At 58.7% G+C, this 21,536-nt stretch carries 25 protein-coding genes; 8 read left to right on the forward strand and 17 right to left on the reverse strand.

Annotation, left to right across the window (positions count from 1 at the left end):
- Positions 1 to 6 precede the first annotated feature (6 nt).
- Genes fmt through def (AC2FH8_RS17050) form a run of 3 tightly spaced genes read right to left on the reverse strand, consistent with a single transcriptional unit; the run spans position 7 to position 1,933 of the window.
- Complete coding sequence (gene fmt / locus AC2FH8_RS17040) at positions 7 to 921, reverse strand: methionyl-tRNA formyltransferase (RefSeq protein ID WP_496690326.1); 915 nt, start codon at positions 919 to 921, stop codon at positions 7 to 9.
- A 2-nt stretch (positions 922 to 923) separates the two neighbouring features.
- Positions 924 to 1,418: a peptide deformylase gene (gene def, locus AC2FH8_RS17045; RefSeq protein ID WP_282027898.1), complete on the reverse strand. Its 495-nt coding sequence runs from the start codon at positions 1,416 to 1,418 to the stop codon at positions 924 to 926.
- A complete protein-coding gene (gene def / locus AC2FH8_RS17050; RefSeq protein WP_271951383.1) occupies positions 1,415 to 1,933 on the reverse strand; it encodes a peptide deformylase in 519 nt (172 codons plus the stop codon). Before def (AC2FH8_RS17050) ends, def (AC2FH8_RS17045) begins: the two co-directional genes overlap by 4 nt.
- Positions 1,934 to 2,027: 94 nt before the next feature.
- On the opposite strand from def (AC2FH8_RS17050), the gene AC2FH8_RS17055 reads away from it, so the two are divergent.
- On the forward strand, positions 2,028 to 3,200 hold the full coding sequence (locus AC2FH8_RS17055) for a MalY/PatB family protein (protein ID WP_281995874.1): 1,173 nt from the start codon (positions 2,028 to 2,030) through the stop codon (positions 3,198 to 3,200).
- Between the two features lie 35 nt (positions 3,201 to 3,235).
- On the opposite strand, the gene AC2FH8_RS17060 is transcribed toward AC2FH8_RS17055, so the two are convergent.
- A complete protein-coding gene (locus AC2FH8_RS17060) occupies positions 3,236 to 3,589 on the reverse strand; it encodes a hypothetical protein (protein ID WP_142639206.1) in 354 nt (117 codons plus the stop codon).
- A gap of 212 nt (positions 3,590 to 3,801) precedes the next feature.
- Here AC2FH8_RS17060 and AC2FH8_RS17065 point away from each other — a divergent pair, with 212 nt between their 5' ends.
- Positions 3,802 to 4,791 carry a glutathione S-transferase family protein gene (locus AC2FH8_RS17065; protein ID WP_281995873.1) on the forward strand — a complete coding sequence of 330 codons (990 nt, stop codon included), beginning with the start codon at positions 3,802 to 3,804 and terminating at the stop codon, positions 4,789 to 4,791.
- Here the strand turns inward: AC2FH8_RS17065 and AC2FH8_RS17070 are convergent.
- Positions 4,773 to 5,135 (reverse strand): response regulator transcription factor, encoded by a 363-nt coding sequence (locus AC2FH8_RS17070; protein WP_281995887.1) that lies wholly within the window; start codon positions 5,133 to 5,135, stop codon positions 4,773 to 4,775. The genes AC2FH8_RS17065 and AC2FH8_RS17070 overlap by 19 nt on opposite strands.
- A 183-nt stretch (positions 5,136 to 5,318) precedes the next feature.
- Here AC2FH8_RS17070 and AC2FH8_RS17075 point away from each other — a divergent pair, with 183 nt between their 5' ends.
- The 3 genes from AC2FH8_RS17075 to AC2FH8_RS17085 are packed head-to-tail and all read left to right on the forward strand — an operon-like array spanning position 5,319 to position 8,376.
- Positions 5,319 to 6,284 (forward strand): threonine-phosphate decarboxylase, encoded by a 966-nt coding sequence (locus AC2FH8_RS17075; RefSeq protein WP_496690327.1) that lies wholly within the window; start codon positions 5,319 to 5,321, stop codon positions 6,282 to 6,284.
- The gene (gene cbiB / locus AC2FH8_RS17080; protein WP_496690328.1) at positions 6,281 to 7,201 is read left to right on the forward strand and encodes an adenosylcobinamide-phosphate synthase CbiB; all 921 of its coding nucleotides are present in this window, start codon (positions 6,281 to 6,283) and stop codon (positions 7,199 to 7,201) included. The genes AC2FH8_RS17075 and cbiB overlap by 4 nt, the downstream gene beginning before the upstream one ends.
- Before the next feature lie 11 nt (positions 7,202 to 7,212).
- Entirely contained in the window at positions 7,213 to 8,376 is a 1,164-nt protein-coding gene (locus AC2FH8_RS17085; protein ID WP_496690329.1) for a lytic murein transglycosylase, read from the forward strand.
- 20 nt (positions 8,377 to 8,396) lie between these two features.
- Here the strand turns inward: AC2FH8_RS17085 and AC2FH8_RS17090 are convergent, their stop codons facing one another.
- The 5 genes from AC2FH8_RS17090 to AC2FH8_RS17110 all read right to left on the reverse strand — a co-directional run bounded on the left by AC2FH8_RS17090 (position 8,397) and on the right by AC2FH8_RS17110 (position 15,000).
- Positions 8,397 to 9,194 (reverse strand): class II glutamine amidotransferase, encoded by a 798-nt coding sequence (locus AC2FH8_RS17090; RefSeq protein WP_142639195.1) that lies wholly within the window; start codon positions 9,192 to 9,194, stop codon positions 8,397 to 8,399.
- Positions 9,195 to 9,356: 162 nt separating this feature from the next.
- Positions 9,357 to 9,707, reverse strand: coding sequence for a hypothetical protein (locus tag AC2FH8_RS17095; RefSeq protein ID WP_281973514.1), 351 nt, complete (start codon positions 9,705 to 9,707; stop codon positions 9,357 to 9,359).
- Between the two features lie 54 nt (positions 9,708 to 9,761).
- Positions 9,762 to 13,217: a chromosome segregation SMC family protein gene (locus tag AC2FH8_RS17100; RefSeq protein ID WP_496690330.1), complete on the reverse strand. Its 3,456-nt coding sequence runs from the start codon at positions 13,215 to 13,217 to the stop codon at positions 9,762 to 9,764.
- 140 nt (positions 13,218 to 13,357) lie between these two features.
- Entirely contained in the window at positions 13,358 to 13,765 is a 408-nt protein-coding gene (locus AC2FH8_RS17105; protein ID WP_281995869.1) for a hypothetical protein, read from the reverse strand.
- Positions 13,766 to 13,809: 44 nt separating this feature from the next.
- On the reverse strand, positions 13,810 to 15,000 hold the full coding sequence (locus AC2FH8_RS17110; protein ID WP_496690331.1) for an aminotransferase-like domain-containing protein: 1,191 nt from the start codon (positions 14,998 to 15,000) through the stop codon (positions 13,810 to 13,812).
- Between the two features lie 150 nt (positions 15,001 to 15,150).
- Between AC2FH8_RS17110 and AC2FH8_RS17115 the strand changes: the two genes are divergently transcribed.
- Complete coding sequence (locus AC2FH8_RS17115; RefSeq protein WP_142639185.1) at positions 15,151 to 15,921, forward strand: FCD domain-containing protein; 771 nt, start codon at positions 15,151 to 15,153, stop codon at positions 15,919 to 15,921.
- Positions 15,921 to 16,415, forward strand: coding sequence for a metal-dependent hydrolase (locus AC2FH8_RS17120; RefSeq protein ID WP_496690332.1), 495 nt, complete (start codon positions 15,921 to 15,923; stop codon positions 16,413 to 16,415). Before AC2FH8_RS17115 ends, AC2FH8_RS17120 begins: the two co-directional genes overlap by 1 nt.
- Here the strand turns inward: AC2FH8_RS17120 and AC2FH8_RS17125 are convergent.
- The 7 genes from AC2FH8_RS17125 to AC2FH8_RS17155 form a co-directional block, all read right to left on the reverse strand.
- Positions 16,412 to 17,272 (reverse strand): glycosyltransferase family 2 protein, encoded by an 861-nt coding sequence (locus AC2FH8_RS17125; protein WP_496690333.1) that lies wholly within the window; start codon positions 17,270 to 17,272, stop codon positions 16,412 to 16,414. The genes AC2FH8_RS17120 and AC2FH8_RS17125 overlap by 4 nt on opposite strands.
- Before the next feature lie 177 nt (positions 17,273 to 17,449).
- Positions 17,450 to 18,010, reverse strand: coding sequence for a F0F1 ATP synthase subunit B (locus tag AC2FH8_RS17130; RefSeq protein ID WP_496690334.1), 561 nt, complete (start codon positions 18,008 to 18,010; stop codon positions 17,450 to 17,452).
- Positions 18,011 to 18,015: 5 nt separating this feature from the next.
- Positions 18,016 to 18,567: a F0F1 ATP synthase subunit B' gene (locus AC2FH8_RS17135; protein WP_271951428.1), complete on the reverse strand. Its 552-nt coding sequence runs from the start codon at positions 18,565 to 18,567 to the stop codon at positions 18,016 to 18,018.
- An 86-nt stretch (positions 18,568 to 18,653) separates the two neighbouring features.
- A complete protein-coding gene (locus AC2FH8_RS17140) occupies positions 18,654 to 18,878 on the reverse strand; it encodes a F0F1 ATP synthase subunit C (RefSeq protein ID WP_005981269.1) in 225 nt (74 codons plus the stop codon).
- Positions 18,879 to 18,926: 48 nt separating this feature from the next.
- On the reverse strand, positions 18,927 to 19,685 hold the full coding sequence (locus AC2FH8_RS17145) for a F0F1 ATP synthase subunit A (RefSeq protein ID WP_142639176.1): 759 nt from the start codon (positions 19,683 to 19,685) through the stop codon (positions 18,927 to 18,929).
- Positions 19,686 to 19,687: 2 nt separating this feature from the next.
- Positions 19,688 to 20,020, reverse strand: coding sequence for an AtpZ/AtpI family protein (locus AC2FH8_RS17150; protein ID WP_142639174.1), 333 nt, complete (start codon positions 20,018 to 20,020; stop codon positions 19,688 to 19,690).
- Positions 20,021 to 20,204: 184 nt separating this feature from the next.
- Complete coding sequence (locus AC2FH8_RS17155) at positions 20,205 to 21,116, reverse strand: DMT family transporter (protein ID WP_271951437.1); 912 nt, start codon at positions 21,114 to 21,116, stop codon at positions 20,205 to 20,207.
- 83 nt (positions 21,117 to 21,199) lie between these two features.
- Between AC2FH8_RS17155 and AC2FH8_RS17160 the strand changes: the two genes are divergently transcribed.
- Entirely contained in the window at positions 21,200 to 21,532 is a 333-nt protein-coding gene (locus tag AC2FH8_RS17160) for an ArsR/SmtB family transcription factor (RefSeq protein WP_142639170.1), read from the forward strand.
- Positions 21,533 to 21,536 lie beyond the last annotated feature (4 nt).

A 21,536-nucleotide genomic window follows, 5' to 3' on the forward strand; every position in this document is an offset into this window, starting at 1 on the left:
GGCGGCCTACTCCGATGACAGGCGGGTACCAACGGCAATCGGCCACCCCCGCAGAAAAGTTTCCCTATCCTGCGCCCCTTTACCCGCCCGTTGCAAGCGCAGCAGCTCGATCGCGTCATCGTCACAGGCAACCTTCAGTTGGTCGTCAAGAACCTCTCCTGCAACACCCTGCCCCTCAGCTAATTTGGAACCAAGCAGCTTGATCCGCTCGCCATTCATCTCGGTCCAGGCGCCGGGAAAGGGGGACAGGCCACGGATCTGACGGTCAATTTCGACCGCGGGTCTGGCCCAGTCAACACGCGCCTCAGCCTTGTCGATCTTGGCGGCATAGGTCACGCCGTCGTCGGGTTGAGGCTCGGGCGTCAGGTTCGGCAGTTTGGACAGTGCCTCGACGATCAGAGAAGCGCCCATTTCAGACAGCCGGTCATGCAACTGCCCTGTGGTCTCCTGCGCACCAATGTCGGTGGCCCGCCGCAACAGGACTGGCCCGGTATCCAGACCAGCCTCCATCTGCATGATGCAAATACCGGTCTGCGCATCACCCGCCATGATCGCCCGATGGATCGGAGCGGCCCCGCGCCAACGCGGCAACAGGCTTGCATGAATGTTCAGACATCCCTGCGATGGCGCATCCAGAATCGGTTGGGGCAGCAACAGGCCATAGGCCACGACGACAGCCACATCCGCATTCAACGCGGCAAAGGCGTCCTGTTCTTCCGCCGATTTCAATGAGACCGGATGCCGAACGGTCAGTCCCAATGCCTCGGCCCGAGCATGAACGGGGGTTGGACGATCCTTTTTGCCTCTGCCCGCTGGGCGCGGAGGCTGGCAGTAGACGGCGGCAACCTCATGCCCCGCATCAATCAGCGCGTCCAGCACCGGAACCGAGAAATCGGGTGTCCCCATAAAGATCAGCCGCATGCCTACCCCAGCTTTTTAGCTTTGCGCAGCAGAATGTCGCGTTTGACCTTGCTGAGCCTGTCGAAATACATCCGCCCGTTTAGATGGTCGATCTGGTGCTGCACGCTGGTGGCTTCGATCCCGACAAAGTCACGGCGGTCGATGATGCCTTTTTCGTTGAGAAACTTTACCGTCACAGCCCGGGGACGTTTCACCTTAGCCGACACGCCAGGCAAGTTTGGGCTGGCTTCTTCATGCTCGCGCAATTCGACCGATCTGTGCAGGATCTCAGGGTTTGCCAGCCGCACGGCCCGCCCCCTCTCGGTCGAGCCATCGACCACCGCCAGCCGGAGCATCACGCCGATCTGCGGTGCGGCAAGGCCGACGCCGGGCATCGCCTCCATCGTGTCGATCATGTCATCCCAGATGGCACGAACCTCGTCAGTAATTTCGGTGATATCTTCGGCTTTGGTCCGCAGGCGCTTATCAGGCCATGGCAGGCAGGTACGAACGGTCATTCGCGCGCCTGCTCGCGTTTCAGCTTTTGCATTTTTCGGGTGATCATCTGGCGTTTCATAGGCTTGAGATAGTCGATGAACAGCTTCCCGTTCAGGTGGTCAATCTCATGCTGGACACAGGTTGCCCAAAGGCCATCGAATGTTTCCCGCTGCGCGTTACCGTCACGATCGATCCAAGCCACATCCACGACCTTTGGGCGCGTGACTTCGGCGAATTGTTCGGGGATCGAAAGACAACCTTCTTCATAGACATTCGTCTCGTCAGACGACGCGACCACTTCGGGGTTGAACATGATCAGCGGGCGCGGTGCCTCGCCCTCTTCCTTGACACAGTCCATAACAATCAGCCGGTCCAGCATCCCAATCTGAGGCGCTGCCAGCCCGATACCAGGCGCATCATACATCGTCTCAAGCATGTCATCAGCCAGCTGGCGCAATTCGTCCGTCAGATCCACTACGGGAGAGCAGATCTTTTTCAGGCGGGGGTCGGGATGGATCAGTATATTGCGTTTCATGAGGTTGATTTAGGCCATCACGCCCTAAGCCGCAACGCCCCCCTTGCACCTGCCGAATATGCGGCTAGCTTTCATCCGGACAGATGGAGCAGATATGACATTCAACGACCTGATCGACCGCCGCGGCACTAACAGTTCGAAATGGGACAAGCTTGAAAAGCTGTATGGCCTTTCGCCGGATGACAGTCTGGCAATGTGGACGGCCGATTCCGACTATTCTACGGCGCCTTGTGTGATCGGCGCTGTGCGTAACGCGGCGGATCACGGTGTTTTCGGATATTCCTGGATGCACCCGGACTACCTGAATTCCGTCCAATGGTGGATGAAGAACCGCCACGGGTGGGAGATCGATTCTGATTGGATTCTGACGTCGCAGGGTCTGGGAAATGCGATTGCGCTCTGCCTCGATGTCTGGACCAGTCCGGGCGACGGAGTGGTCATCTTTACACCCGTCTACCATGAGTTTGCACATAAGGTGAACAAGTCAGGTCGGCGCGTAGTGGAGTGCCCCCTGATGCGCGACGGCGACGGCTATGGCCTTGATCTGGAAGACGCGCAGTCGCGGCTGGACGGAACCGAGAAGATGCTTTTGTGGTGCTCGCCTCAGAACCCCTCGGGCCGGGTCTGGACGCCAGAGGAATTGCGCGCAGTCGCGGCATTTGCGGAACGGAACAGCCTTATTCTGGTATCGGATGAGATTCACCACGATCTGGTCTATCCCGGCACGACCTTTGTTCCGATGGATGTCGCCGCGCTGGATGCGCGGCCCTGGACCGTGACACTGACTGCAGCGTCCAAGACCTTCAACATCGCAGGTCAACGGACGGGGAATATGATCATTCCCGACCCGGACCTGCGCGCCGCGATGCGCCGCCGAATCCAGACACTGGATTATGATCCCAGCGCATTGGGAGTCGCAATGATCACCGCTGCCTATTCGCCTGAAGGGGCCGCTTGGGTGGATGAACAGATCGCCCATCTTGATAGCAACCGAAAAATCTTTGACGCTGCAATCGCAGAAATCCCTGGCCTGTGGTCAATGCCCCTACAGGCAACCTTTTTGGCTTGGATTGATTTCTCGGGCACCGGAATGGACCACGCAGAATTTACCCGACGTCTGCGCGAGGATGCAAAAATCGCCACCTCGCCCGGCCCCGGCTTTGGTGCGGGCGGAGAGACATTCGAGCGGTTCAATCTTGCGACGCAACGCGGGCGTGTTGAAGAGGCCAGCAAACGGCTGAAACACGCGTTTTCCGATCTGCAATAGCGGGATGCCCATCGGCAGACCCGATGGGCAAATGCCTAGTCCTTGTTTCCAAGCAGCGCGATGGGCGCGTCCGGAGATCGATAGAAATCCAAAGGGGCCTTGTCGGAGGCGGCCGTGCTGCGCTTGAATTCATAGCGCATTTCGCCTGCCTCACATTCATCGGCAATGATCAGGCATTGATATAAGTGACGCGCGCCATCGTAGATATCGACCAAACCGCGCAATCGAGGCGTGGTCGCGGCCTCTACGGTGAAGCCATCCTTCCACAATCGGAGAATTTTGTAGGTATTGTCACCCAGTTCGACACGAAGTCGGCTGGTTTTCTTCAGACTCGCGATTCGCGCAGCATCCAATTCGGCGCTGATTTCTTTGGAAACATAGGTACTCATATCAAAACTCCCCCGCAGCGGACTCTATTTTGGAACGTAGACTGTAAAAATCCAGTGAAGCCGATCACTCAACGCGGTCGAATCCAAACCTGTTGCACGGAAATCCCATTCCAACCTGTGCGAAAACGCAGGCACAATGCGCGGCGGCTCGCATAGGATCGGTTCCCTTCAAAGCGTATGTTCCGGGAAACCGCATTACGGAGGATCCAAGCATGGGCCTATTGGTCGACGGCAAATGGCACGACACATGGTATGATACCAAATCCACAGGCGGCGCCTTCAAGCGTAGCGCGGCGCAATTTCGCAACTGGTTGACCGCTGATGGCAGTGCCGGACCCTCCGGCACGGGCGGCTTCAAAGCCGAACCTGACCGGTACCATCTTTATGTCAGCCATGCCTGCCCCTGGGCCCACAGGACACTGATATTCCGCGAACTGAAAGAGCTGTCCGATCTGATCCCGGTTTCGGTCGTACACCCAGACATGCTGACCAAGGGATGGACATTTGCAACCGACGAACACGGGGCGGCGGGCGACGTACTGTACGGAATGGACTATACCCACCAAATCTATACCAAGGCTGACCCGACCTATTCGGGGCGCGTAACCGTTCCGATCCTGTGGGACAAGGAACAGGAAACCATCGTCTCAAACGAAAGTTCGGAAATCATCCGGATGTTCAACTCGGCCTTTGACGGGATCACCGGGAACACCGATGATTACTGGCCCGAGGCGATGCGTGACGAAATCGAACAGGTCAATGCCCGCGTCTATTCCGACATCAATAACGGGGTCTACAAATCCGGCTTTGCCACCAGCCAGGCGGCATATGACGCAGCCGTTGGCCCGCTCTTTGACACGCTGGACTGGCTCGAAGACCGGCTGTCCACCAGCCGCTATCTGATGGGCGACCGCATCACCGAGGCCGACTGGCGGTTGTTCACCACGCTGATCCGGTTTGATCCGGTCTACCATCTGCATTTCAAATGCAACCGGCGGCGTCTGATCGACTATCCCAACCTGTGGGCCTATACCCGCGAGCTGTACCAGTGGCCGGGTGTCGCGCGGACCGTGAACTTAAACCATATCGTGCGCCACTATCACTACAGCCATGAGAGCATTAACCCGCACCGGATCATCCCGACGAACCCGATCCTGAACTATCTGGAGCCCCATGGGCGCGATCAGCGCCCCGCCGCGTAATGCTCAACCATCGCCGCCAGATCCTCTGGCGGCGTGCAGCTTTGCACATAAGCGCAGGCATTCGGGCTATGGGCAAAGATCGAGCCATCCGAAAAGAAAGTGGTGTTGGTCACGAAGATCACCCGGGCCTCGGGCCTGCGATAGCTGGCAAAGTCAGCCACGGCCAAGGCGCTACCGGTTTCCAGCACCAGATCCATCACGATGATCTCAAATTCGGCACCATAAAGGGCAAGGATCGCATCCTCTTGCCCGGTCACAAGCGTGACCTCGGCACCCTGTCGCTCAAGATGCCTTTTCCAGACCCGACCTAAATCAGGGTTACTCTCAACAATCAGTACATTCATCATCAACAACCTCGGCACTTATATTGGTGAGTGGTGCCGACCCCTAAGGTTTGTGTTCACGCCAATTCATTAACAAAGTGTTAACCGAGACGGAGCACGCCCCTGATCACGCGGATTTGCTTGTAAAACTGGCAGAAATCCGCTTGAAACAGGCAAAATTTGGTGATTCCGGCGAGGGGCCCGATGGCGCGCGAAAATAGAGATTTGAATCCGCGGGCCGCTCGGGACCATGGCGGTGGGCTGGATGGGGCCATGTCAGTTTATGGCGGTAAGCGAACCGATTGGATCGACCTGTCCACCGGAATCAATCCGGTTCCATACGAGGTTGCCGGGCTCACCCCATCGGATTGGATGGAATTGCCCGACCATCGCGCATTTGAACGGCTGGCCGATGCGGCCCGCAGTTTCTGGTCAGTTCCCGAGGGTGCAGAGATCCTGCCTGCGCCCGGCGCATCTGCTCTGATCGCCCGCATTCCTGCGCTGGCTGCAACCGGCCGAGTTCAGATTACCACTCCGACCTATAACGAACATGCCGCCGCCTTTGCCGCGCAGGGCTGGACACTACAGAACTCCGGCCCAGTTGAGGCACGCGTGATCGTGCACCCCAACAACCCAGATGGGCGCATCTGGAGCGTGGGCGATGTGGATGCCCCCCTGACGATTATCGACGAGAGCTTTTGCGACGTCACGCCCGATGCCTCGCTGATCCATCTTGCCGACCGGCCCGGAGTTATCGTGCTGAAAAGCTTTGGCAAGTTTTGGGGGCTGGCGGGGCTACGGCTGGGATTTGCCATCGCACGCTCTGATCTGATCGCACGTTTGAACGATCTGACCGGGCCTTGGGCGGTCTCAGGTCCCGCCTTGCGGATCGGAGAGCAAGCGCTGCGCGACACGGCCTGGGCTGACGAGACCCGCCTGCTTTTGGCGGCCGATGCCGCCCGGATGGATCGGATGGTAACGCAGAAAGGCGCGCAGCTGATCGGCGGCACCAGCCTGTTCCGGCTCTATCAGGTCGACGACGCCAGTGCCTGGCAAGACCGTCTGGCCCGCGCACATATCTGGACTCGTGTATTCCCCTATTCGCAAACCTATCTGCGCCTTGGCCTGCCACCGGCAGATGGCTGGGCGCGGCTTGAGGCGGCCCTGTGAGCACCGCCTTTATCTTGGTCTGCGCCATGTGTCTGGATGCGGCACTGGGCGAGCCGGATTGGCTGTGGTCGCGCATCCGGCACCCCGCCGTTATGATTGGTAAACTCATCGAGTGGCTTGACGACCGCCTGAACCATGACTCGTACCGTCGCCTTAAGGGCATAGCTGTTGCCGCGCTGCTGGTCGCAGGTGCCGCTGGGCTTGGGGGGCTTCTGTCTTTGCTTGGCCCGATCATCGGCACCATCATCTGCGCTGTGCTGTTGGCACAAAAATCGCTGGTGGAACATGTTCGCGCTGTTGGCGAGGGTTTGCAGACCTCGCTGGTCGATGGGCGCGCGAAGGTCGCCATGATCGTGTCACGCGACACCAAGGACATGACCGAAGCACAGGTCGCCCGATCCGCGATCGAGAGCGCGGCTGAAAACCTCAGCGACGGAGTCATCGCGCCGGCCTTCTGGTTTCTGGTGGGTGGCCTGCCAGGGCTTCTGGTTTACAAGGCGATCAATACTGCCGACAGCATGGTCGGCTATCGCACGGATAAATACCGCGATTTCGGATGGGCAGCTGCGCGGTTGGACGATGTCCTGAACCTGGTCCCGGCACGACTGACCTTTCTATTGATCGTCATCTTGTCAAACCAATGGGCGAAATGGGAGCAGATGGTGGGCGATGCGCGCCGCCATATCTCTCCCAACGCTGGCTGGCCCGAGGCGGCAATGGCACGCGCGCTGAGCGTGGCCCTTGCCGGGCCGCGCAGCTATGACGGGCAGCTCAGGGATCTGGCTTGGGTCAACGGCGAGGCCCCGCGCGACATCGGCGCGCCAGAGGTTTTCCGCGCATGCGACATGCTTTGGAGGATATGGGGGCTTGCGCTTGGCCTCGTGTCAGGGTGGGTTGGGGTCAGCTTCATAATCTGACGGACCTGTCCATGCGTTTTCTTTCCGGCCTTGTTGCCGCCGCCTTGTTTGCTTCACCTGCGTTTGCCCAATGTGGCGGGGGTTTCAATTCCTTCGTGAAGGGGTTGAAGGCCGAGGCCGTTCAGCAAGGCTTTGACAAATCCACCGTCAATGCCTTCTTCAAAGGTGTGCAACAAGACAACGCGGTATTGAAAGCCGACCGGGCACAGGGCGTGTTCCAGAAACCGTTCATTGATTTTTCGCGACACCTGATTTCACAAAACCGGATCGACCGGGGTCAGGCCATGTCGCGCAAATACGACGCGGTGTTTGACCGGATCGAGCAACAATATGGTGTCTCGCGCGGGGTGCTGTTGGCATTTTGGGCGTTCGAAACGGATTACGGGGCGTTTCAGGGGGATTTCAACACCCGCAACGCGCTGGTGACGCTGGCGCATGATTGCCGTCGTCCAGAATTGTTCCGGCCTCAGGTGTTCGCCGCGATTGAGCTGTACAGCCGGGGAAATTTCGACCCGGCCCGCACGTCAGGTGCCTGGGCTGGCGAGATTGGAATGGTGCAGATGCTGCCCCGAGACATTCTGGAAAACGGGGTCGATGGCGATGGTGACGGCAAGGTTTCGCTAAAAACCTCTGCGCCCGATGCGCTTATGTCGGGCGCCAAGATGCTGTCGCATCTGGGCTGGCAACCGGGGCAGCCTTGGCTGCAAGAGGTCACCGTACCCGCACGGATGGATTGGTCGCTATCGGGCCCGGGCAAACCGCGTTCGGTTTCTGACTGGCAGGCGATGGGCGTTCAGGCACGCAACGGGTCCCTCACCAACCTGCCCGCCTCGCTGATCCTACCGCAAGGGCATAACGGGCCTGCCTTTCTGGCCTATCCAAATTTTGATGTGTATTTCGAATGGAATCAGAGCTTTGTCTATGTGCTGACCGCCGCCTATTTCGGCACCCGGCTTGAAGGGGCACAGGTCTATGACGCGGGCAACGCGGCCCAAGGCTTATCTGGTGCACAGATGAAGCAGCTGCAAAGCAAGCTGCAGGCGCGCGGCCATAATGTGGGCAAGATCGACGGGATTCTGGGCGCAGGGACCCGCGCGGCTGTCCAGTCAGAGCAAGCACGACTAGGCCTGCCTGCGGATGCCTGGCCAACGGCTGAGTTGTTGAACCGGCTCTAGTCGCTCTTCGATACGGCGATCTAGGCGACTTCGGCGTCCAAAGATCGCCCGTTCGGCTCAAACACATGCATCTGCAGCCTATCGCCGCGTGTCTCGATGGCGGTATTTGCCGGGATCTCGGCCCAATCGCCATTCTTCGCATCCAGCGGCTCCGACGCGATAATGATCCCATCATCGCAGGGCCTGTAATGCAGGCTGGGTGCGAAACGGTCCGAGGCATAGCGCGCAGCAAACAGGCGATCTCCATCGGACCAGCAGGCGGCAAAGCGCATATGGGGTAGGCTTCCTTTGGCGCGGGCAAGCACTTCGACACGGTGCACCGCACGCTCCATCGCGGCGATGGGTTCGGCGTCCAACCCTTCGCCATGGGCGATCAGAAAAATCGCCTCGCTTTCAGTTGCGCCAAGGCGATGATCGTACAGGTGGCCCGGTATCATCCCGTCAAGCTGTTGGCGGATACGGTCATGGCCACCTGCCTGCCCGTTATGCATAAAGCTCCACTTACCACAGCCAAAAGGATGGCAGTTGTTCCGCGACGTGGCGGTCCCAGTTGAGGCACGTACATGCGCCAGGAACAGGTGCGATTTCGTGTGATGGGTCAACTGTTTCAGGTTGGCATCCGACCAAGCCGGGTTGGTGTCTTTGTAAAAACACGGCGTTTCGCGCCCGGAATACCAGGCCAACCCAAAACCATCCGCGTTGATCGGCGTTTTGCCAATCAGGGCGTTTCTGCTTTGATGCACCAGCGACTGTTCCTGGTCCATGACAAGTTCGTCCAGAAACCGTTTCGCACCCGCCCAAGCCAGAAATCTGCACATCGACCCGCCTCTTTTGATCCGTTGTTGATACGGGAACTTACAACAACGCGGGGTGAGAATTCGCCCCTGATCCCCATCTAATTTTGAAATATTACGATTAAATGACCACCAAAGATCCAAATTTTCAGATCATTTTCAACAGATGCCCCGGTTTCTTGAATGTCACTCGGGCCGTACTGGGAAACGCTCTCCCTTTTCCGTGATCAGGATCAGGCGTCCAGCACTCAGGACATAAAGATCACATCGACCGAACCCGTTTCTGTATTGGACGCAGATACTGCCATCCTCCGCGATGGAATAGGTTCCGAACGCAGATTCTCCGCTGGCATAGGTATAGGAATAGGCCCCGCCAGCCGAGTATCGCGACTGCCCGTCATCATAAAAGGTCAGCGTCCGACCCGCCAGCGCCGTCAACTCTTGTTGGGTCAGAGGGACGTCATCGGGCTTGGTCGTCCATTCCGCGGCCCCTAAAGGGGTAGCAGTCAGTAGGGCGATGATCAGGAAACGGGTCATGGCAGTAGCCTAACCCAATTCTTACGAAACCGCTCATAACGTTGCAGTGAGAGGTCAGGCGACCATCTGTTCGGCTTTCTTCAGATCAACCGAGACCAGCTGGCTGACACCCTGTTCTTGCATGGTGACGCCGAACAGACGATCCATCCGCGCCATGGTCACCGCGTGGTGGGTGATGATCAGGAACCGTGTGTCGGTCTGGCGGCACATCTCGTCCAGAAGGTCGCAGAACCGGGTCACGTTGGCATCATCCAGCGGCGCATCGACCTCGTCCAGAACACAGATCGGAGCCGGGTTCGCCAGAAAGACGCCAAAGATCAGGGCCGTCGCGGTCAGGGTCTGTTCACCGCCCGAAAGCAGGCTGAGCGTCGACAATTTCTTGCCCGGCGGCTGGCACATGATTTCAAGGCCGGCATCCAGCGGGTCGTCGCTTTCGACCATGACCAGATTGGCCTCGCCACCACCAAAGAGATGCTTGAACAACATGGCGAAGTTCGAATTCACCTGTTCAAACGCGGTCAGTAGCCGTTCGCGTCCTTCGCGGTTGAGGCTGGAGATGCCGCTGCGCAGCGCTTTGATCGCCTCTTCGAGATCGGCCTTTTCGCCGTTCAGCGTGTCGAATTCTTCCTGAACATCTTTGCTGTCCTCTTCGGCACGCAGGTTCACCGCGCCCATCGCATCGCGCTGGCGTTTGTGGCGGTTGACCTCGGCCTCAAGAGCATCGGCAGCCGGCATCTGGTCGGGATTCACATCCAGCTGGTTCAGCAACTGGTTCGGGGTTAGCTGTTGATCCTCAGCGATACGCTCGGCCGCTGCCGATACGGCCTCTTTGGCTGCATCACAGCGCGCCTCAGCGGCGGCGCGGCTTTCGCGCGCCTCCGAAGCCAGACGTTCCGCTTCGCGCTCAGCCAGCACAATCTCTCGCTGGCGGGCCTCGGCGGCAGCCAACTTGTCGGCGGCCTCGGCCCGGCGGGCTTCGGCAGTTTCGATTAATTCGTTCAACTCTTCACGCGCCTCGGCGATTTCGCCCGGAGCAGCCATCGCTTCGGATAGCTCTTCCTCGGAACTTTCCTTGCGCTCGGCCAGTTCCGAGATCCGCTTTTCGGCGCTGTCCAGACGGTGCCGCCAACCGCTGAGGTCTTTGGTGACCTCTTGTGTACGGCGGGTACGGGCCTCGCCCTCGCGGCGCAGCTCGTCATGGGACGAGCGGTGAGTCAGCATCGTGATCCGCGCCGCCTCGACCGTCTGTTTGATGTCTTCGACCTGCGCGCGGGCATTGTCGAGATTGCCCAGACCGGTTAAGGCGCCCTCGGCCTCGCGCAGCTGGGCGCGGGCGGACATCGCATCCTCTTTGTGGCGATCAACGGCAAGCGCCAGCGTTTCCAGCCTGCCCTGCGCCAGATTGCGATCGGCCTCGGCCCTGCTGAGCAGACGCGCGGTTTCAGCCATGCGCTGATCGGCGGCGCGGCGTGCCTCGCGGGCGCGGCGGTCAGCCTCGGTCACGTCGGCCAGTTGTTGCGACAGCGTCTCGTGCGCGGCGCGGGCCCCGTCGGCCTGCGCCTCGGTCCGGGCCAGTTCCTGTTTCAGTGCCTCAAGTTTGTTGAGCTGTTCAAGCCGCAGGGCAGCCGCACTTGGCGCATCCTCGGCCCAGGCACGGAATCCGTCCCACCGCCACAGATCGCCCGAACGCGAAACCAACCGTTGACCGGGTTTAAGCAAGGCTTGCAAGCGTGCGCCCTGATCCGCGTCAACCAAACCGATCTGCGCGATCCTGCGGCTGAGGCGATCCGGTCCAGATACATGCAAGGCCAGCGGTTCAGCACCGTTTGGCAAAGGCTGATCGCTGTCATAGCCCGCTACCTGCACCCAACCTGACGGCCCGTCACCCTCGACCAGCGGCGTACGTAGGTCATCGGCCAGCGCAGCGCCCAATGCCTTTTCGTAGCCCGGGGCGACGCGTAGCAGATCGAGGACCTGTCCACCCTCAGCCGTGTCGCGCTCAACCAGTTTGGCAAGTGCGGTGGTCTCGGCACGAATCGCGCCCAGTTCGCCTTCAGCCTCAGAGCGCTTTGCGCGCGCATCGGCTTCGCGGCCCTGGGTTTCATTGCGTAACTCGTCAGCGGCGGCCAGTGCCTCTTCGGCGGCTTCAGAGGCCTCGCGAGCCTCTTCTTCACCCTCTTGCGCGGCCTCAAATGCCTCAGCGGCGCAGTTCAGGGCTGTTTTCGCCTCATCCACCGCAGCGCGGGCCTTTTCCTCTTCGCCTTCCGACCTGGCCAGCGTTTTGCGGCTGTCGTCGACCAACCGCTGGCCGGACTGGTGGCGCGCAACCAGACGCGCCATATCCTCAGTCTCTTGTGACAAGTGGTCTTCGCGGTCTTGCAGGACAGAGGCCGCTTCGCGCGCGACCTCGGCGGCCTCGGCGACTTTTTCGTCGTGGCCATCGGCAGCTTTGGCCAATTCACGAGCTTCCCATTCCAGCCGTTCGATCATCTGCCCCGCATCGCGGTTCAGCCCGGCCTCGCGCTCGATATCGTTACCAAGCTGCTGAATGCGATTGGTCAATGTCTCAATCGTCTGACGGGCGCGGGTTTCCTGATCCGACAGCTGATCCCGCTGCACCTGTTGGCGCTGCAGGACGGCGGCGGCAATGGCCTCTTCCTCGCGCAGGGGCGGCAGGGTTTCTTCGATTTCGGCCCGATTGGCGACGGCAGAGCGTGCTTCGGCTTCGGCGCGCGACGCCTCGGTCAGGCGTTCGCGCAGCTTTTCCTCGGCCTGCTGACGGGCCATGTCGGCCTCTTTCCAGCGACGATAGAGCAACATGCCTTCGGCTTGGCGCAGCTGCTCTCCGATTTCGCGATAGCGGGCGGCCTGACGCGCCTGACGGGCCAGCTGCGCCAGCTGTCCGCCCAGTTGTTCCAGCACGTCATCCACACGGGTCAGGTTGGCCTCGGTACCCTTCAGCTTCAACTCGGCCTCGTGTCGGCGCTGATAGAGGCCCGAAATTCCGGCCGCCTCTTCCAGAATGCGGCGGCGAGAGCGGGGTTTGGCGTTAATCAGTTCGGCAATGCGGTTCTGTCCGACCAGCGCCGGAGAATGCGCACCCGTTGAGGCGTCGGCGAACAACATCTGCACATCACGCGCCCGCACATCCTTGCCATTGGTCTTATAGGCGCTGCCGACATCTCGGGTGATGCGGCGGACAATCTCAAGCTGGTCGCTGTCATTGAAACCCGAGGGCGCGAGCCGCTCGGAGTTGTCCATGGTCAGCACAACTTCGGCAAAATTGCGGGCCGGCCGCGTGGCGGCCCCGGCGAAAATCACATCTTCCATCGCGCCACCGCGCATGGATTTGGGTCGGTTTTCCCCCATCACCCAACGCAGAGCTTCCAGCAGATTGGATTTGCCACAACCATTAGGGCCCACAACACCGGTCAACCCATCCGCGATAATCAGATCGGTCGGATCAACAAAGCTTTTGAAGCCGGTGAGTTTGAGTTTGCTAAAGCGCAAAGGCAATGGGTCCCGTGATTCCTATACCTTCGAAGTCTGCGCAACGGATTGGGGGTGAGTCAACGGAGTCGCGCAGGATATGGGATATATGGCCCACTTATCCACAACATCTTGCCTAAATCCGCAAGAAAAAGCGCGATTCAGTAGGCTGTACACTCAAAGACCTGATAGCCGTCGCCGTTACCAAGGTCTTGAAACAGCCCGGTATCAATGCATTCGTAATTCGGGACTGAAACCGCCGTCAGCAGCAACCGCTTGCCCATGGCGCGGTCACAACCCAAAACGCCAACGGTCACGGCCGCGTCGCCCAGGACATCCAGTATCGGGCATCCCGAGACCTGAGCCATCGCCATGGCCGCTCGTTCGCGGATCGGGCCAAGACGCGGAGCGTATTGCGAATTAACCCGAACGGCTTCGGCCAGATCTCCGCGCACGCGAACATCAAATACGCTGCCATTCACAGCGATACGCGTCACCTGAACATCGCGAAAGTGAGGGGTCCCGGCCGAACATGCTGCCAGCATCAGAAAAGACAAAATCCGGATCATATCCGCATCATTGCCAAAACTGGTTAACAGAACCTTTCCTTCGCTCAGGCCCTAAGTACTGTTCCCAAGCGGCGAATACCTTCGCGGATCGTATCCTCATCCGAGTTCGAGAAACTCAACCGGATCGTATTGGCGCCCGAACCATCTGCGAAAAAGGCCCGACCCGGCACAAAGGCCAGTTTCACTGTGTCGAGCGCACGGGCCAGCAGGTCTGCCCCGTTCATACCAGTAGGCAGAGTCACCCAGATGAACATGCCGCCCTGCGGATGCGTCCACTGAACACCATCGGGCATGTTCTGTTGCAGCGCCTCCAGCATAGCATCGCGCCTGGCACCATAGGTCTGGCGCAAAAGCGGGATGTGCGTGTCAAAATGCGCACGAGCTACCTGCTCAACCGCCATCTGGTTCAACGTGGGCGAATGCAAATCCGCCGCCTGCTTGACCAATACCAGTTGCGAGATAATGGGCTTGGCGGCCACCACCCAGCCAACGCGCAAACCGGGAGACAGCGTTTTCGAGAAGCTACCGCAATAGATCGTACGGCAGACCTCGATCGACCCTTTTCGCGCCTGTTCTAACGCCAAAACCGGAGGGATGGCATCTCCTTCATAGCGCAGAGCCCGATAGGCGCCGTCCTCGATCACCGCGATATTCAGATCATCGGCAAGATCCAGCAGGTATTCTCGACCACGCAGGTCAACGGTCTCACCGGTTGGATTTGCGAAATCAGGCGACAGATAAGCGAATTTGACCGCGCCCTCGCCAGCAGCTTCGGAATATTCGGCGGCACCTCTATTGCCATTAAGCATAAGACGGTCGAACCGGGGCTCGTAGGCATCAAAGGCGTTGATCGCCCCCAGATAGGTCGGCCAGCCGATCAACGCAGTATCCCCTGGCGACAAATAGAGCTTGCCCAGATAATCCAAGGCCTGTTGCGATCCCGAGGTGATCAGGATGTTATCGACACTACAATCGACGCCGATCTCGCGCATATGCTGCACAAGCCATTCGCGCAATGGACCATAGCCCTCGCTGACTGAATATTGCAGCGCCTGCGGCCCAGCATTCAAAGCGGCCTGACAAGCTTGGGCAAAGGCCTCGGTGGGAAACAGGTTTGGGTCTGGGATGCCGCCGGCGAACGAGATGATTCCCGGCTGATCAAGAAGTTTCAACAACTCGCGAATTTCCGATGCTTTCATCCGGGACGCGCGCGTTGCAAACAGATTCTGGGTCATCCTTGGCCTCCTCCTGCCCTGTTGCGACCCAACCTAGGTGCAAATTTTATAATGTCAATATTGCTGACCTAAATTCAACTCCACCCCCCTGCTTGAACCAGACCCGGATATGTGGTCATATGAATTGACCAATTTCGAAAACGCGCCGCCATGCCCTTCCAAAAGATCCAAACTGAAAAGCTGTCCATTGCGGTGGTCAAACAAATCGAGTTGCTGATTCTGCGCGGGATCCTGCGCCCCGGAGAACGTTTGCCTGCAGAACGGGAACTGGCCGACCGTCTGGGCGTTTCACGCCCCTCACTGCGCGAAGCGATTTCTGATCTTCAGCATCAGGGTTTGCTGACAGCCAAGGCGGGGTCAGGAATCTATGTTGCCGAAGTCTTAGGCTCCGCTTTTTCACCGGCTCTGATCCGGTTGTTCAGCAGCCATGACGAGGCGGTTTTCGACTATCTGTCCTTCCGCCGGGACATGGAAGGGCTTGCAGCAGAACGCGCGGCAAGACTGGGGTCGGAAAGCGACCTGAAGGTCGTACAGGCGATCTTTGACAAGATGGAAGCCGCCCATGCCCGCAATGCGGCCGAGGAAGAGGCCCATCTGGATGCGCAGTTCCACATGGCCATCATTGAGGCCAGTCACAACGTGGTCATGCTGCATATGATGCGGTCGATGTTTGACCTGCTACGACAGGGTGTCTTCTACAATCGGCAGATGATGTTCCGGCAGCGTACGACGCGAGACGCCATTCTGGATCAGCACCGGGAAATCAATTCAGCGCTGCAGGCTCGCGACCCTGAGGCGGCGCGCGTTGCAGTCCAGGAGCATCTGGGCTTTGTTCGCATCTGCATGGAAGACCACCAGAAAGCCCTGCGGAACGAAGCCATTGCGCAGCAGCGCCTGGACCATGAGACAGGGCAGCACTGATGTTCATTGGGCACCTACCTGGTGCGTATCTGGTCTTTCGCACTGCGACGCCCGGATTGGATAAAGCTGCGTTTGCCGCTGCGATGATTGGTTCCATCGCCCCAGATATCGATTTGCTGTGGTTCTATTTCGTAGACAATCGCAGCCACCACCATCACGAATACCTCACACACCGCCCTCTGCTTTGGCTCGGCATCCTGACGCTCGGCCTGCTGCTGCGGCTAAGATTCCCGCGCGCAGGACTCATTACTGCAGCCTTCGGCGCCGGGGGTCTGGTGCATATGACCTTGGATTCGATTGTTGGCGAAGTGGCATGGGCTTGGCCAATTTTCGAATTCACCCACCCGCTGGTGGTTGTTCAGGCCACGCATTCTCATTGGATTTTATCTTTTCTAAGCCATTGGACCTTCAAGATCGAAATCGCAATCACTCTCCTGGCGGCCTATGTGTGGTGGAACAGCAGGCGCAAGAAACAGCAGGGCCTTGAGGGTTAAATTCCGTTCAGCCGCCGCTTAAGACTGTGAACCCACAAATTTGGCCGTTTCATTGCCTTCGGGTCCTGACTGGACAGCGACGGAAACAACCCTTCAGCTTCGGTCCGAGAGCGCAATTCCAACGGCGTGTCCAATATCGCCCCGATCAGGTCATCCGACCGGCTCTGCGCCTGACGCTCGACTTCAATCGCCTGAAGCATTTCCGAATGGTAAGCCTCAGCCGCTTCGGACCGCTGGCCCTTGCGGAACCGGAAAGCCCCGACCTGAGCATGCACGGGCACCAAATCGGTATGTCGCGAAAACCGCAGCCATAGCTCTCCGTCGACGGCAAGCTTGAGGTTCTCGTTCAGTTGGCCCCCGACCTGATCCCAAAGGTCACGCCGCCAATAGGTCGATTCCTGCTGAACCCACTGATAATCCCCGGCAAGCAGTCTTACCCGTGAAACGGGCTTTGGGCGCCGTACAGTCAGGACATTGTCTTCTTCGTCAATGCACGTGACCCGCCCGGTCATCCAATTCATGTTTTTGTTCAACGCAAACAGCGATCCTACCGTGGCAAGGCCGCCGGGAATAAGAACATCGTCCGAATTGATCCAACCCATTACGTCGCCCGTGGCCACTGCAAAGCCTTTGTTTACAGCGTTGGCCTGCCCGGTATCCGGGCCCGAGATGATATGTGAAAACGCATCGCGGTACTTTTCGACCACCTCCATCGAACCATCGGTGCTACCGCCGTCCGACAGGATCAGGTCCAGCTTGGGATATTCCTGCTCAAGCACAGAGAGGATTGTCCGTTCGATGAAATCGACGCAGTTCAGGTTGGGAATAACGACACTGATCGTCGGCAATTCGGTCATAAAGGGCTCTTATCCAGTCCGGTTTCGGCAAATGCCGTCGCACGGGCGCAAAATTGGTTGGAGTGTTTCCGAATATGTAACGCAGACAATCGGTCCCCGGTCAATTCGGGAAGCGGGGTGCGATATTCGCAGCCCAATGTCCGGACCCGGCAGATGTGCTGCCGGGCCGGAATTGTCTTAGTGAAGCTTTTCGTTCACATCCACAATGGATGCGTCGATCAGCTTGTTGGCCTGCGCGGCGGTCATCTGCTTGGCCAGCACAGCATTGGCTGCAGAAATAGCAACGGTGATGGCCTGATCGCGGACTTCCTTGACAGCCGACGCTTCAGCCGAAGCGATCTGATCCTGCGCGGTCGCCAGACGGCGCGCGATGGATTTCTCCAGATCGACCTTGGCTTGCTCAGCTGCCAGAACCGCATCTTCCTTTGCGGCGGCCACGATGGCATCCGCCTGACCCTGAACCTCGCGTTGCTTGCGCTCGTACGAGGCAAGCAGGCTGCGCGCTTCTTCATGCAGGGCGCGAGCTTCGTCCAGTTCGGACTTGATGCCTTCGGCACGCTTATCCAGCGCTCCACCGATCATGCCCGGGACCTTGAAGTAGAACAGGACTGCGATGAAAACGATGAAGCCCAGCAGAACCACAAAGTCGGTGTTGCCAAGCGAGAAAAACGGGCCACTTGCGGCCAGCGCGGGGCTGGCGGCAACAAATGTCAGGATAAGGGCAAGAGTGTTCCGCATGTCACTTATCCTTTTGTCTGCGCGTCAACCGCACCGTTGATGGTTTTGGCATCAGCCTCGCCACCCAGAGCGGTAACCAGTTCTACTGCCGTATCCTTGGCAACGATTTGAATGCTTTCCAGCGCACCTGCACGGATGTCGGCAATAGCCTTTTCCGATTCAGCCGCTTTTGCAGCGATTTCAGCATCTGCCTTGGCAATCGCGTCATCCAGACCAGACTGGATTTCGGCGCGTGCTTCGGCAGCGATACGCTGTGCCTCAGAACGGGCATCGGCCAGCGCCTTGTTATAGGCCTCTTCAGCCTCGACCGCTTTGGCCTTTAGATCTTCGGCCGCAGCCAGGTCATTTGTAATGGTCCCCTGACGTTCCGCCAGGATTGCCGCGATGCGGGGCAGAGCCACGCGGGACAGGACCAGAAAGATGACGACCAGCGTGATGACCAGCCAGAAAATCTGGTTGGGGAACCAATCGAAGCAAAGCTGAGGCATACCAATCGCCGACCCATGAGAGTCAACGCAGGTGCCAGCCACCTCTTCGTATACGGGTTCTGTCGCCATGATGTCCTCCGTCGGAACGTTGTCTTTACAACAGGCGGGCCGCTATGGCTTGGGCCCACCTGCGCGTAAGGATCAGGTTCCGCAGATTAGACGGCGAACATCAGCAGCAGCGAAACTAGGAATGCAAAGATCCCCAGGGCTTCTGCAAATGCGATACCGATGAACAGGGTTGCGGTCTGCGAAGCAGCCGCCGAAGGGTTGCGCAGAGCGCCAGCCAGGAAGTTGCCTGCTACGTTGCCCACCCCGATTGCGGCTGCGCCGGAACCGATTGCTGCCAGGCCTGCGCCGATGTGTGCGAGATCGCCTTCCATGATGTTTCTCCTTACGAATTGGAAGTTTCGATGTTTGGGTATCGGACCTTAGTGCGACGGATGCAGTGCATCCTTCAGATATACACAGGTCAGAATGGTGAATACGTAGGCCTGGATAAAGGCCACTAGGACCTCAAGACCGTACATTGCGGTGATCGCCAGAACGGACACTGGCGAGATCACGGCAATCGCGGCGAAGCCTGCGAAAACCTTGATAACCGCGTGGCCTGCCATGACGTTACCAGCAAGACGAATGGAGTGGCTGACCGGGCGCACGAAATACGAGATCAGCTCGATAATCGCCAAGATCGGGCGCAGCGCCAGCGGCGCGCTGGAGACCCAGAACAGGCCCAGGAACCCGGCGCCGTTCTTGACAAAACCCAGAATGGTCACAGTCAGGAACACGGCCAGCGCCAGTGGGATGGTCACGGCGAAATGCGATGTAGTTGTGAACGAGGTCGGGATCAGACCCAGGAAGTTCGCGGTCACGATGAACATGAACAGGGTCATGACATAGGGGAAGTATTTGACGCCATCCTTGCCGCAGATGTCTTCAAGCATCTTGTAGATAAAGCCATAGGCCAGTTCGGCCACCGACTGCATGCGCGTCGGGACAATGGCGCGCTTGGACGTGCTGAGCACCAGCAGGCCGATCACGGCGAGAATTGCGAAAAACAGCCACAGAGTGACGTTAGTGGGCGTGTACCAAGCAATCGCACCGTCGCCAAAAAGCGGTTTGACGATGAACTGATCCATCGGATGGAAAACCAGGCTGCTGCCTTCTGCTGCGGTGGTCTCAGTTGCCACGTTCAGTCCCTCTCGTCTTCGTCGGCCTTGTCGGCCATCTGTTTCTCTTGCGCCTGTTGTGCGCTGCGGAGCATAACCTTTACTCCGGCGACCAGACCCAGCAATGTGAACAGCACCAGGAAGATCGGGATTGTCCCGAACAGGCTGTCCAGCCCGTATCCGATGCCAAATCCGATCCCCAGACCGGATACCATTTCGATGACCATCCGCCAGGCAAGCTCGCCTCCCGAATAATCGGCGTCCGCACGGGCCTCAGGCTTTGACTTGGCCTTTTTTGCCGCCGTGATCTTGGCCTCAAGCTGCGCCATACGCTGCTTTTGGTCATCATCAGTCACGGGCGTTTCCCTCGTACAGTCTTGGGCACGGTGCTAAGGGGCGGAGAGCGCAGAGTCAACGGCGTTGGCAGCCCGAATTGCCGCACTTTACTCTATTGTTTTTAAAGACATTTTTTCCGAGTCAGCATAGACGTGATCAGCCCGAACCACAGGAAGCGGGTACAAAGGTACGGAATCCGCATATTCAACCTTTTGGTTGATCTTTGCCCGACACCCCCTGCCAGATACGTCTGATCACGCGCCCGTCGATCAGCAGCAGACCGGCGAAGATCGCTGCCATTCCCAGCAGATGCTCGGGCCGCAGGGTTTCTCCCAGCACCCATGTTCCAAGCACCAGCGCCGAAACAGGCGCAATCAATGTCACTGTCGAGATATTGGTCGGGCCAACCTTGGGCAGCAACCAGTAGAACGCGATAAAGGCGGCGGATGTCAGCACAAACCCGATCATCGCCAGCGAGGCCCAAGTCTCGGCCCGGGTTATTTGGGGTAGTCCTTCTTGCCAAAGCGCCAAGGGCGTGATGGCCAGCGTAGCACCCGTCAATGCAAGGGCGGTCAGAACCACAGGTTGCATATCCCGGAAGGCCCGCGCGATGTTGACTGAGAACGCATAGCAGATCGGTGCGCAAAGTGTCAGAAGGATCGCCCAAAATTCGGACGACGCGCCACCGCCCAGTACAGGCAGGGACAGCACAACGATACCGGTGAAGCCGCAAACCACGCCCAGAGACTTTAACAGGGTGGCACGTTCACTTCCGGGCCAGAAATGCGAAACAATGACGGCAAAGGCCGGTGTCGTTGCATTGACGATCCCTGCCACACCCGAAGCGATATGCTGTTGCCCAAGCGCATAGAAGGCAAAGGGCGCAGCATAGCTGAGCGCACCAAATCCCAACAACCCAAACGCACGTGTCAGTGTCAGATTGACTGGCAATCGCGCCCCGATCACATAGACCCAGCACCCCAGCGCCCCAAATGCAACCCGTCCCATCGACACCGAAAGCGGCCCAAGTTCCCGCAGCAAAATGGCATTAAACATGAAGGACATGCCCCAGCCGATGCCAAGAATACAAATCACCAGCCAGTATTTTAGTGACATCCCAACCCCCGATACACATGCCGGGGCACAGTGACCTCATACCGAAAATTGTCAAACCGGTTCTTGCGCTTTAGGAAAGGAGTATGTCCAATGATCTCGATACCGTTTTTGCGGCCCTTGCCGACCCCACACGCCGCGCCATCCTTGCGATGCTGCTGGAGGATGACATGGCGGTGACGGATGTCGCCGAACCGTTCGAGATGTCGCTTGCCGCGATTTCAAAACACCTGGTGATCCTGACCAGAGCCGGTCTGATCAGCCAGGAAAAGCGCGGACGGGTGAAGTGGTGCAAGCTGGAGCCTGACGCGCTGCGATCCGCATCCGTCTGGATGCAAGGGTTCGGGCAGTTCGAGCCGGTCAATCTGGACGCGTTCGAACGATTTCTTGAGGTTGAACTGCCCGCAGCCGAGGAATGATCCG

Source organism: Ruegeria sp. CDSC025 (genome assembly GCF_059610805.1).

Bases quoted from the DNA above. Each gene is read 5' to 3' on its own strand.
- fmt (WP_496690326.1), bottom strand. From the start codon at position 921: ATGCGGCTGATCTTTATGGGGACACCCGATTTCTCGGTTCCGGTGCTG.
- def (WP_282027898.1), bottom strand. From the start codon at position 1,418: ATGACCGTTCGTACCTGCCTGCCATGGCCTGATAAGCGCCTGCGGACC.
- def (WP_271951383.1), bottom strand. From the start codon at position 1,933: ATGAAACGCAATATACTGATCCATCCCGACCCCCGCCTGAAAAAGATC.
- AC2FH8_RS17055 (WP_281995874.1), top strand. From the start codon at position 2,028: ATGACATTCAACGACCTGATCGACCGCCGCGGCACTAACAGTTCGAAA.
- AC2FH8_RS17060 (WP_142639206.1), bottom strand. From the start codon at position 3,589: ATGAGTACCTATGTTTCCAAAGAAATCAGCGCCGAATTGGATGCTGCG.
- AC2FH8_RS17065 (WP_281995873.1), top strand. From the start codon at position 3,802: ATGGGCCTATTGGTCGACGGCAAATGGCACGACACATGGTATGATACC.
- AC2FH8_RS17070 (WP_281995887.1), bottom strand. From the start codon at position 5,135: ATGAATGTACTGATTGTTGAGAGTAACCCTGATTTAGGTCGGGTCTGG.
- AC2FH8_RS17075 (WP_496690327.1), top strand. From the start codon at position 5,319: ATGGCGCGCGAAAATAGAGATTTGAATCCGCGGGCCGCTCGGGACCAT.
- AC2FH8_RS17085 (WP_496690329.1), top strand. From the start codon at position 7,213: ATGCGTTTTCTTTCCGGCCTTGTTGCCGCCGCCTTGTTTGCTTCACCT.
- AC2FH8_RS17090 (WP_142639195.1), bottom strand. From the start codon at position 9,194: ATGTGCAGATTTCTGGCTTGGGCGGGTGCGAAACGGTTTCTGGACGAA.
- AC2FH8_RS17095 (WP_281973514.1), bottom strand. From the start codon at position 9,707: ATGACCCGTTTCCTGATCATCGCCCTACTGACTGCTACCCCTTTAGGG.
- AC2FH8_RS17105 (WP_281995869.1), bottom strand. From the start codon at position 13,765: ATGATCCGGATTTTGTCTTTTCTGATGCTGGCAGCATGTTCGGCCGGG.
- AC2FH8_RS17110 (WP_496690331.1), bottom strand. From the start codon at position 15,000: ATGACCCAGAATCTGTTTGCAACGCGCGCGTCCCGGATGAAAGCATCG.
- AC2FH8_RS17115 (WP_142639185.1), top strand. From the start codon at position 15,151: ATGCCCTTCCAAAAGATCCAAACTGAAAAGCTGTCCATTGCGGTGGTC.
- AC2FH8_RS17120 (WP_496690332.1), top strand. From the start codon at position 15,921: ATGTTCATTGGGCACCTACCTGGTGCGTATCTGGTCTTTCGCACTGCG.
- AC2FH8_RS17125 (WP_496690333.1), bottom strand. From the start codon at position 17,272: ATGACCGAATTGCCGACGATCAGTGTCGTTATTCCCAACCTGAACTGC.
- AC2FH8_RS17130 (WP_496690334.1), bottom strand. From the start codon at position 18,010: ATGCGGAACACTCTTGCCCTTATCCTGACATTTGTTGCCGCCAGCCCC.
- AC2FH8_RS17135 (WP_271951428.1), bottom strand. From the start codon at position 18,567: ATGGCGACAGAACCCGTATACGAAGAGGTGGCTGGCACCTGCGTTGAC.
- AC2FH8_RS17140 (WP_005981269.1), bottom strand. From the start codon at position 18,878: ATGGAAGGCGATCTCGCACACATCGGCGCAGGCCTGGCAGCAATCGGT.
- AC2FH8_RS17155 (WP_271951437.1), bottom strand. From the start codon at position 21,116: ATGTCACTAAAATACTGGCTGGTGATTTGTATTCTTGGCATCGGCTGG.
- AC2FH8_RS17160 (WP_142639170.1), top strand. From the start codon at position 21,200: ATGTCCAATGATCTCGATACCGTTTTTGCGGCCCTTGCCGACCCCACA.